The organism is Christiangramia sp. 3-2217-3z, assembly GCF_051195275.1.
In the GTDB taxonomy this organism is placed as follows: Bacteria; Bacteroidota; Bacteroidia; order Flavobacteriales; family Flavobacteriaceae; genus Christiangramia; species Christiangramia marina.
Map to the genome: position 1 here is coordinate 1 of NZ_JBNJLI010000014.1, position 10,194 is coordinate 10,194.

Annotated in this window: 11 protein-coding genes; all 11 read left to right on the top strand. The window is 31.2% G+C overall.

Annotated elements, in window-relative coordinates:
- Window positions 1-91 precede the first annotated feature (91 nt).
- Window positions 92-751 carry a hypothetical protein gene (locus tag ACSHZO_RS15280; RefSeq protein ID WP_298248311.1) on the top strand — a complete coding sequence of 220 codons (660 nt, stop codon included), beginning with the start codon at window positions 92-94 and terminating at the stop codon, window positions 749-751.
- A 168-nt stretch (window positions 752-919) separates the two neighbouring features.
- Window positions 920-1,450, top strand: a complete 531-nt coding sequence (locus ACSHZO_RS15285) for a hypothetical protein (protein ID WP_298248310.1) — start codon at window positions 920-922, stop codon at window positions 1,448-1,450.
- A gap of 219 nt (window positions 1,451-1,669) precedes the next feature.
- Window positions 1,670-2,539 (top strand): sce7726 family protein, encoded by an 870-nt coding sequence (locus ACSHZO_RS15290; RefSeq protein WP_298248309.1) that lies wholly within the window; start codon window positions 1,670-1,672, stop codon window positions 2,537-2,539.
- Window positions 2,540-2,542: 3 nt separating this feature from the next.
- Entirely contained in the window at window positions 2,543-3,478 is a 936-nt protein-coding gene (locus ACSHZO_RS15295) for a sce7725 family protein (protein ID WP_298248308.1), read from the top strand.
- On the top strand, window positions 3,479-4,492 hold the full coding sequence (locus ACSHZO_RS15300; RefSeq protein ID WP_298248307.1) for an RES family NAD+ phosphorylase: 1,014 nt from the start codon (window positions 3,479-3,481) through the stop codon (window positions 4,490-4,492).
- Window positions 4,493-4,676: 184 nt separating this feature from the next.
- Window positions 4,677-4,991 (top strand): hypothetical protein, encoded by a 315-nt coding sequence (locus ACSHZO_RS15305; protein WP_298248306.1) that lies wholly within the window; start codon window positions 4,677-4,679, stop codon window positions 4,989-4,991.
- A gap of 264 nt (window positions 4,992-5,255) precedes the next feature.
- Window positions 5,256-6,455: a deoxyguanosinetriphosphate triphosphohydrolase family protein gene (locus ACSHZO_RS15310; RefSeq protein ID WP_298248305.1), complete on the top strand. Its 1,200-nt coding sequence runs from the start codon at window positions 5,256-5,258 to the stop codon at window positions 6,453-6,455.
- A 185-nt stretch (window positions 6,456-6,640) separates the two neighbouring features.
- Window positions 6,641-7,315, top strand: a complete 675-nt coding sequence (locus tag ACSHZO_RS15315; RefSeq protein ID WP_298248304.1) for a hypothetical protein — start codon at window positions 6,641-6,643, stop codon at window positions 7,313-7,315.
- A 225-nt stretch (window positions 7,316-7,540) separates the two neighbouring features.
- Window positions 7,541-8,188, top strand: a complete 648-nt coding sequence (locus ACSHZO_RS15320; protein ID WP_298248303.1) for a hypothetical protein — start codon at window positions 7,541-7,543, stop codon at window positions 8,186-8,188.
- A gap of 174 nt (window positions 8,189-8,362) precedes the next feature.
- Window positions 8,363-9,094, top strand: a complete 732-nt coding sequence (locus ACSHZO_RS15325; RefSeq protein ID WP_298248302.1) for a lysozyme inhibitor LprI family protein — start codon at window positions 8,363-8,365, stop codon at window positions 9,092-9,094.
- A 181-nt stretch (window positions 9,095-9,275) separates the two neighbouring features.
- Window positions 9,276-9,956 (top strand): hypothetical protein, encoded by a 681-nt coding sequence (locus ACSHZO_RS15330; protein WP_298248301.1) that lies wholly within the window; start codon window positions 9,276-9,278, stop codon window positions 9,954-9,956.
- Window positions 9,957-10,194: the final 238 nt, after the last annotated feature.

A 10,194-nucleotide genomic window follows, 5' to 3' on the forward strand; every position in this document is an offset into this window, starting at 1 on the left:
GATATCATCAACAAACAGAAAGCTAATCTGACAAATCCGTATATAGAATCCCCTACTGTTCCTATTCGATAACGTTGGCAATAATTATGATATGAAGAAATTTATAATTTTACTACAAATATTGACGGCTTCATTTACCTATTCTCAAAGCGATCTTAAAGGTAAGTTTTGTAGCTCATTAAATGGAGGATTCAATTCAACCTGTATTGAGTTTCAAGAAAATACCAAATTTAAATTTTACACTTATGGCTGTTTGGGAATGGAGAGTACTGGAATCGGAGATTTTAGTTTTAAATCTAATAAACTTATTTTAAAATTTGATAAGGTGGCAACGAGTCAAAAAAGCCAAATTAAAATTGAAAATGTTCATAATCAAAATAAGAAAGACTCAATAAAATTACACTTTGAGATTTTAGATGGAAATCTAAACATGAGACCACTTCCAGCTAACATTTTATTAGGGTCAGATTCTTACGACTTAAAGAAAGCTTATCAAGCAAATGAAGATGGGGAAGCAATAATCTCAAAGGGGCGTAGCTCAAAAAAAGAAAAATATAAGATTCTATTTGTAGGCTATGAAATATTTGAGTTCGAGTTGTCTAACTCTTCATCTAAAACTATAGAGATTGTACTAGAATCACAAGGTCCAAGAATTATTTCTAATAAAGTTTACGAGTATGATATAGAAGAAGTAAAGGAAAATTTAATAATCCTAAAAGATGGTAATAGATTCAAGAGATCGAAATCATAACTATTGCCAACATCGGTTCATCGCAAATAACGGGTATTTCCGAAAAAGTGTAATTTTAGAAACCAACAGAGAAAATAGTTAATCTGACAAGTCCGCGTCCCTACTCCCGCAACTTGCGATAACCGTAACCGTTGTGCAAAATTATATACATTGCAAATGATAAATAAAATGAACAAAATTATAGTAATTATATTTCTATTCACCGGTTTAGCGAAAGCCCAAACCTATGAGCTCTTGAATGAAAGATTAAATAATGATGATACGATTTATATAAAATACAAATTTGACGCCTTAGATAATGATATTATAACCAAGTATCTTACAAAGAATTTCGTGAAAAATAGTTGGGAACCACTACCAATTAGTAATGTGCCTGATATAAACTTATTTCTAAATAATTTCAATTTAGAGAACGCTAAAAAAAAAGCGATACTAAATAATGAATCGGATAGTTTAATTGATTTTTCACAACTGAAAAATAATGTCGTGAAAATAAATGAAACTGATAAACATCTGAAAAGCGGCAATAATTATTTAGTGTTGACTAAACCTATTTTTAACTGTGACAAGACGTGGGCCATAAGCTACATATATGGTGTTTATCACTTTGATGTTGGTAGTTCAGGTGATTTAGTAATATTTAGAAAAATTAAAGGGAAATGGACTCGCTTTCACCATCTTACGATGTGGATTTCCTAACAAGATCCTACAATATAACTTTGCACAACAACGGTTAATCGCCAATAAGCGGTAGCATTAGTAAGAAAATAATTAAATTGACCAACGAACCAGTTCTAAGCCGACAAATCCGCGTCCCTTACTCCACCAACTGGCGATAACCGAAACCGTTGTGCTCCATGCCAAATTAAAATTCAAGTTCCTTTTTAAGACCTACAAAATAATAGCTAAATTAGCCACATGAGTAGAGATGCAGGTTATAGTATTAATCAGTTAAGAGATTATTCTTCCTTATTTACAAGGAGCCAAGCAAAACAATGGATTAAAGGAGATTTCAATTCAATTGATAGTAAATTGAATAGATATGATAGAAAATGGATAAATTATAAAAATGCTACTTACATTGATTATCTAAAACATCTTTATAAAATTTTAGAAGAAAATTATCCAAACGAATATATATTTAAAAATTCTTTTCTTAACAATTGGCTAATCGATCAATTAGGAACTTGTCAATCAAAAATTTTCAATGAATTTAGAGTTGGAAATGCTGTCGCTGATTTGGTTATGTTTAACGGGAATTCAAAAGCATTTGAGATCAAATCAGAGTTAGACACATCCAATAGATTAGAACTGCAACTTGAAAATTATAAGCAAGCTTTCAATCAGATATTTGTTGTTGTTCCTGAATCAAAAATTTTCGAATACGAGAAGTTTGATAACTCAATTGGCATAATCACTTTTGATTCAGGTGGTACAAAGCAGTTCAAGTTATACAGAAATGCAGAAGTTAATCATAACATTGAAGCAAGTGTTATAATGAATATTCTTCATACTTCTGAATACAAATCAATAGTGAAAGAATATTTCGGAACGCTTCCTAAAATGACAAGTTTCAGTCAATATCAAATTTGCAAAGAATTAATTTTTCAGATTCCTTTGATGGATCTAAATAAGCTCTTTATACATCAAATGAAAAAAAGACTTTTTGATCCTACCCTTTCTAAAAGAAATTATAAAGAATTTAATCAAATTAATTTATCTTTAAAGCTTAGTAAAAAACAAAAAGAAGAAATGATTTTGAATTTAAAATCTTCAATTAAGAATTAATAAATGTATTATCCTCTTTTTAGAGCTAGACAATTTGAACTTATCGCTCTCCGTGAATTGACCAAGGAAGGTAAATTAGAAAATTTCATTCTTCCTATTTTAGAACCAGTTAAGGAAAGTCACAATAATATGAATTTGGCTATTCGCCAATTTGTGAAATTCGGACAACAAGCTTACCTAATTTTAAATCCAGAATTTGGAGAAAGATCGGGAGATCATAACTATTATCTAGACTATATCAATACATTAGAGGGAGAAACATTAATTCCTGCATTTTACTATAGAAATAATAAAAATTATATAGAAGAATCTATTCAAAATTACAATTTGAATAATGTGATGTTGTTATGCGAAAACGACATTAACAACGATGATACCGATTTCCGAGAAATCGTAAATTTTCCTCAAATAACATCTATAACCGTTAATGACCCGGGAAGGAATAGATCCCTAGATAGATTTATTAAAAATTTAAATAAAAATTATATACGGTTAGATGATTTGTTTGAAAAGCAAGTAAGGAATAGTGACTTTTTAGATATTCAAGAACATAGATTTTCGGAAGAACATTTATATTATTCAGATGAAGGTTACACCGGTTTTTCTGATTATACTGTTCTACCAAGTGAATTTATGGATGGCGGAAGTACTCCAAGAGCAGTTGTAATTCATTTAACCTATCTAAACGAAGAAAATCAAATCTGGATACGTCATTTCACTTCAAATACTAATGATTCAATTGCAAACGTTCAAGGTAAATTTGCAGAAGCGGCGGAAAAAGCTGTCATGTTTTGTAGAGAGAATAATCTAAATAATTCCGCAATACAGGAACTTGAAAATTATTACAATCATCAGCATTATCCTGGATTAGGAGTGGTAAAAAAAATAGCTATGAAGAACCACCTCTTAATAATCCAAGAATTTCTAAGTAACAGATAAATGAAGGTTTGCCCAAATTGCTTCTCTGATACAGAAATCAAGGGATTAATCTCAACTTCAGAGGAAAAAGGTAATTGTAACATCTGTAATTCCAAAGATGTTCACTTACTAGATATTAAAGAACTTTACGACTTTTTTGAAGAACTTCTTGAAAATTTTCAAATTGTAGAAGATGGGGAACCTCTAAGATCCAAAATTCAATCAAATTGGAGTTTTTTCGCATCTCGTGGAACAGCAACTGAAATTTTAAATTCTGTTTTATTTGAAATTTCTTCAGAAATAATTAGTTCAGATGATTTAGTTGACTATACTTCTGAAATAAAGGAAAATTATAATCATTGGGAAATAATTAAAGAAGAATTAAAATGGTCAAAAAGATTCTTCATTAATACTGCTCAATTAGAAGATTTAGGATGGGATGGATTTTTCAATACTCAATATGAATTAAAATCTAAAGATTTACTATTTAGAGCAAGAGTTCATCATATGAGCGGTTTGCCAGCTATAAGTACATCAGATATGCTTTGTCCTCCCAAAAATAAAGCTTCTGGGGGTAGAGCCAATCCTTTAGGAATTCCTTACCTATATTTAAGCGATTCAAAAGAAACAACCTTATATGAAGTTCGAGCTGCGTACTTAGATGAATTAAGTGTAGGAACTTTTAAACTTAAAGGTGGAATTGAGGATTTAAGGATAGTCGATTTCACAGAAGATACATCATTGTTTCAACCGACAATGGTTAAAGATACCATCAAGGCCAGGCTATTAAGGGAGAAAATAAGTATTGATTTATCAAAACCGATGAGAAGATATGACAGTGAAATTGAATACATTCCAACTCAATTCATATGTGAATTCATTAAGGTTCAAACAGGTGCGGACGGAATAAGATTTAGAAGTTCTTTAGATACAAAAGGTAAAAATATTGTTCTATTCGATCAAAATAAAATTGAGTGTACTAAAGTTACTCTAAGTAAAATTACAAGTTTGAAGTTAAAAGCAATCGATTTGTAACACAGTCAGTCTATTCGCACGATAGCACAACATCTGTTATAGCAAATAGCGGGTTTTACCGAAAAAGTGTAATTTAGAAAACCAATAAACAAAAGGTTAAGCCGACAAATTCGCGTCTCTAATCCCACTACTTGTCCATAACCGTAACCGTTGTAGCACATTTAATTTTAGAAGTTCGAAATCAATGAGTAAACTAGTAATAAATAGACGATCTGAATTTGCCAATAGAGGAAGAAGTATTGGTATATACTTAAATAACGAAAAAATTGGAACGATTGAGGACGGAGAAACGAAGGAATTTGATCTAGAAAAAGGAAAGTATAAACTGCACGCAAAAATCGATTGGTGCGGTAGTCAAGAACAGGAAATATTACTAAAAGAAAATGAAACAAAAGCAGTGGAATTGACTGGCTTCACTAAGAATAAGTGGATTTTACCGATCCTAATTCTTATTCAAGTAATCTTTATAGGGATATCATTTTTAGTTGATATAAATTAATATTTAATCTTTTTATATTCGTTGGGAGGGCTATTGTATATTTCTTATCCAATAACCATTGGACGCAATCATTACTTAAAACTTAGTGTAGAGTAATTAAACGTGCAACAACAACGGTTAATCGCCAATAAGCGGCAGCGTTAGAAAGAAAATAATTAAATTGACCAACAACAAAATACTACGCCGACAAATCCGCGTCCCTTACTCCGCCAACTGGCGATAACCGAGACCGTTAGCAACAATATTTATACAAAAATTCAATTAATGACTAAATTATCAGATTACGCATCAGAAAAAGAGTTAGAACTCAAGAAAATTTCAAAAATAAGGATTGAAGATGACTACCCGGGTAATACTTATAAATTTAGGGATGATTCAGACATTGATTATAGCAGAGTACTATATTCTTCTTCCTGTAGAAGACTCCAAGGAAAAATGCAACTATTTGTACCAAAGAGCCAAGTTTTCTATCGAAATAGACTTACGCATAGTTTAGAAGTTGCTCAAATGGCTAAAACAATTGCTAAAAAGGTAGGATTAATTGACTTAGTTACCGTGCAAACGGTTTCACTAGCTCATGATATTGGAAATCCGCCTTTTGGGCATGCGGGTGAGATATTTCTCAGCAATTGTGATATTGAAAATCCATACGAAGGTAATGCACAGACGTTTAGAACTTTGAGGCTTTTAGAAGAAAGACATCATGATTTTAATGGTTTAAATTTAACCTTGAGGACTATGTTAGGTGTTGTTAAATACTACGTCAAGGAAGGACCAGATATTAAAAAGTTTTTATACAACAGGGATTACGAACTCGTTAGTGAATGGCTTGACACTTATGATTTAAAGCTAAAAACCATTGATTGTGAAATTATGGATATTTCAGATGAAATTGCATATGCAATTCATGACCTTGAGGATGCATTAAAATTAAAATATTTTACCATCGATGAATTAATTTACGAATTTAAAATAAGCGACAAATTTAAATCTGTAACGGCTGAATTTGAAGCTATCGTAAAGAACGCAAAAGATTTTGCTAGCAAATCAAACACATATAACTCTTCAGAAGAATATTCAATGCTATTTAGAAAGGAATTGAGCTCATTACTTGCTAAAGCCTTTGTTACGGATATTGATGTAATTGATAATGAATTGGGTTATAAAAAACTAGGCAAGTTGGTCAAAGGTTTGAAATCATTGACGTTTCAAGCTATCAAAAGGCAATCCGATATTATTGAATATGAACAGTTAGGGAAGCATGTGCTAACTAAATTGTTCGAATTATATTCCGACAAAGAATTTAATAAGAATTTAGTTTTACTACCTGCAAATTATAGAATTGAAGATAATTGGACTCGAATGGTACTCGATTACATTGGAGGTATGATGGATATTTTTGCTATTCAACAATATGAAAAGTATTTTGGTAAACTAGATGGTAAAGGATTATACTTTAAATAAATACTGTTGCCAACATCGGTTCATCGCAAATAACGGGTTAAATCGAAAAAGTGTAATTTTAGAGACCAGGAAAGAAAATGGTTAAGTCGACAAGTCCGCGTCCCTACTCCCGCAACTTGCGATAACCGAGACCGTTCCCAGCAATACCGATGAATAATATTAAACTGAACATTAAAATTTAACTGATGAAATACTTCGAGATTCGTAATTCATTAAATGTTAAGGAGATAGGAAAGTATCCTCAAGTAGAGACTGCAAAAAATAATTGCCATATTTGGGATGATCCAAAATTTATTGAAAGATTCGAATTCGATAGAATAGATAGTGAAGTTATAACATCAAATGCAATATTGCATAAACGAGCTAAAATTACTGATCTAGTAAGTGCATATATTATAGGATTTTCTTTGAAATTATTGATGAGTTCTAAGTTGAAAAATATACTTGAGCAGCATTCTAATTCGAAATTTCAATTTTTTAGAGCTCCTATTATCTATAAAAATGAGTACTATGAAAATTACTGGATAATGCACTCGCATACTTTCAGTTTTAATTATATAGATTTCGAGAAATCAAATTTTGTTTTAAGAAAAAGAAAGCTAGGGGGTGGAACTTTTTTGGAGAATATCGAAATCAGAACAATTGATGAGTTTAAAAAAGTTTTGAATTGTGATTTGAAATCAAAACGTATTAAATTTTTCTGTAATAATGTAATATTAAAATCTACCATAGGTGAAGATTTTTTTTCTTTACGACATGTTTCAGGTGGATTTAAACATTTTGTATCTGAAAAATTAAAGGTGGAAATTGATAAACAGAATTGTACAGGAATTGAGTTTATACCACAACCGATTAACTAGTACAAGCTTTGCTTCTTAAAGAGTATTTCAAAACAATATAATTAAAACGGTACTTCAGGGAACAACGGTTCATCGCCAATAAGCGGCAGCGTTAGAAAGAAAATAATTAACTTGACAAACAAACCAATTTAAGCCGACAAATCCGCGTTCCTCACTCCGCCAACTGGCGATAACCGAGACCGTTATAAGCAAGGCTGATTGAAAATCAAATAAAGAAGATAAATAATGTTCAATCTTAGTAAAAAAGAACATTTAGGTAGTTTAACAACTACTTTAAAAAATCAAAAATATACAACAAGAATAAGAGAAAAATATATTCTAAGCGACTCTTTCGTTTCATTGACGTTCGGGAAAGAGGAAGATTTTGCACAAATAAAGCTAATCAGAAAATGGAAACGAATCTTTGGTAAATATGATATAAAAATTCTGAGTTCGGATATTCAATTAATAGAAGATTTAGAGAAGACAAATCAACTTGAAAAGAGAAAAACTTACAGATTTAATTTTATAAAAAAGAGGTTTCATAATAAGATGAATTCTGCAATTATAGCTTTTAAACTGGAGCACAAAAAAATTTATTCTTCAAAAGAAAAAATTGAACAATTGAATGAAAAAATCTCTTCAATACGGTATGATCCTATATATGAAGATAGGGTATCTAAATTTGAATTTATAAAACCTGCCATCGGAATTGAAGCAAGAGAAAACAGTATCCATCCCGCTTTTGGAATAACAGTAGGTACAAATGCTGGAGGAGGTATATTCTTATTCGATCCATTTGAAGGACAAATAGAGATAGGAACCTTTGTTAACCTAGGAGATATTTCTGTTTACGATACCATTGAATTCGATTTCTTTGATTACAGTGATTGAAAATTTCGATTAACGCCCAGCTTATAACAACGGTTCATCGCCAATAAGCGGCACCGTTAGAAAGAAAATAATTAACTTGACCAACAAACCAATACTAAGCCGACAAATCCGCGTCCCTTACTTCGCCTGCTGGCGATAACCGTGACCGTTGGCAACAAGCTTCAGAAAAATTCTATGAAAAAAACTTATGCATTTCTAATATTGATTTCAGGCTTTACTTGTTTCTCCCAAACACAAGCAGAGATGAATCAACAAGCTTATGATGAATTTGAAAAGTCTGATAAAAAATTAAATAAGGTTTACCACAAAATAAAATCAATTTACAAAACCGACACATTATTCCTGCAAAATCTTAAAAGTTCACAACTTGCTTGGATTCAATTTCGGGATGCTGAATTAGAGATGAAATTTCCGCCATATCCGAGTAAAAATTATGGTTCTATACATCCAATCTGTAGAGCACAATATTTACAAGAACTCACTGAAAAACGAATTAAAACCCTTCAAAATTGGGTAGCAGGAACACAAGAGGGTGATGCATGTAATGGTTCTATAAAAATTATTGAGAAAATTGATCCACGATATATGGGAAAAGCTACCATTAAAGAAAATGGTTCAATTTCGTTAACTGCAAATATTAAAAGAGATCATCGAATATTTGGATTTAAAAATAAAGATATTTACTCCGAAAAAATGATCCTTCTGTCAATTTTCACAAATGAGGTAGAAAATAATCCTTTCAACTGTAAATATGGAGCTTATTATGATACAAGCGGCTTGGATAATATTAACCTAAAATATATTTCAACCGAGGATAGTTTCATAAAAGTAGCAGTCCTCAAAAACAAAGAAAAATTAGATGAGGTTTATATGCTAAAAAAATGGTTCGAGTTTAAAAACAAGTAAAGCCAGTTGCCAACAACGGCTCATCGCAAATAACGGGTAGTTGACTGAAAATTGCTATTTTAGAGACCAATTATCAAAACTACTAAGCCGACAAATCCGCGTCCTTACTCCCGCAACTTGCGATAGCCGGGACCGTTGGCAGTAATTTTACAACATGATTTAGGAAACAACATAAAAAATTATGAAATCGATTTACAAAAAGACCATAAGTTTTTCACTAGTAATTTTCTTTTGTTCAAGTCTAATATCATGCTATTATGGATGGAAAGGCGATGACGACCCTAATGTTATTGGTCAGAATACTTACAAAGGATCTTTAATCGATTTACAAGGTAATCCGGTAAGTAACAAAACAATCATATTAGAAAGTAATTTTGAACAAAAGATTGCTGAATTTATTACTGATGAAAATGGTTATTTTGAAGGTGAAGGAAATAGTTACGATACTGGAATTAAGCTAGGAGTCAAAGAAGAATTTAATCAATATTTGACAGAATATACATTTGAATATTCTAATTATCCGATCGGTGAGTCAATAGAATTTCCGCCGCTTATTTACACACCAACTTCTTCAGTTTCGATTAAAATTTTAAACAATTCTGAATTAGATTACAGAGTAGATTATAATTACATAATTGGTGTTTGTATAAAGAACTTCGAAAATAACCTCGAAGTTGACTCTTTATGCTATGAAGAATTTGATGACACTATTAATTTTGAAAGCGATAATTCAAAGAGCTTTAGTATTGGAGCTGTAATAGGTACAACCATTACTCTTACGATTAGTAATTCAGACAATTCTTTAACTAGAATAATTAACGTTGACGAGCAAAATCAAGAAGAAACAATCATTTTTGAGTAAAATCTTATAAAAATAAATAGCGATAATAAAACTACTGCCAACTTCGGTTAATCGCAAATTACGGGTATTGTAGAAAAAGTATAATTTTAGAAACTAGGAAAGAAATTGGTTAATCCGACAAGTCCACGTCCCTACTCCCGCAACTTGCGATAACCGTAACCGTTAGGTGTAATTTTTCAACTTGTGAAAGTTACCAATTTTGGGTATATTTGGAAAAAGATGAAAAATGAATAAGAAC

Excerpts from the sequence above, each read along its gene's own strand:
- ACSHZO_RS15280 (WP_298248311.1), top strand. The coding sequence starts at position 92 with ATGAAGAAATTTATAATTTTACTACAAATATTGACGGCTTCATTTACC.
- ACSHZO_RS15310 (WP_298248305.1), top strand. The coding sequence starts at position 5,256 with ATGACTAAATTATCAGATTACGCATCAGAAAAAGAGTTAGAACTCAAG.
- ACSHZO_RS15285 (WP_298248310.1), top strand. The coding sequence starts at position 920 with ATGAACAAAATTATAGTAATTATATTTCTATTCACCGGTTTAGCGAAA.
- ACSHZO_RS15330 (WP_298248301.1), top strand. The coding sequence starts at position 9,276 with ATGAAATCGATTTACAAAAAGACCATAAGTTTTTCACTAGTAATTTTC.
- ACSHZO_RS15325 (WP_298248302.1), top strand. The coding sequence starts at position 8,363 with ATGAAAAAAACTTATGCATTTCTAATATTGATTTCAGGCTTTACTTGT.
- ACSHZO_RS15300 (WP_298248307.1), top strand. The coding sequence starts at position 3,479 with ATGAAGGTTTGCCCAAATTGCTTCTCTGATACAGAAATCAAGGGATTA.
- ACSHZO_RS15295 (WP_298248308.1), top strand. The coding sequence starts at position 2,543 with ATGTATTATCCTCTTTTTAGAGCTAGACAATTTGAACTTATCGCTCTC.
- ACSHZO_RS15315 (WP_298248304.1), top strand. The coding sequence starts at position 6,641 with ATGAAATACTTCGAGATTCGTAATTCATTAAATGTTAAGGAGATAGGA.
- ACSHZO_RS15320 (WP_298248303.1), top strand. The coding sequence starts at position 7,541 with ATGTTCAATCTTAGTAAAAAAGAACATTTAGGTAGTTTAACAACTACT.
- ACSHZO_RS15290 (WP_298248309.1), top strand. The coding sequence starts at position 1,670 with ATGAGTAGAGATGCAGGTTATAGTATTAATCAGTTAAGAGATTATTCT.
- ACSHZO_RS15305 (WP_298248306.1), top strand. The coding sequence starts at position 4,677 with ATGAGTAAACTAGTAATAAATAGACGATCTGAATTTGCCAATAGAGGA.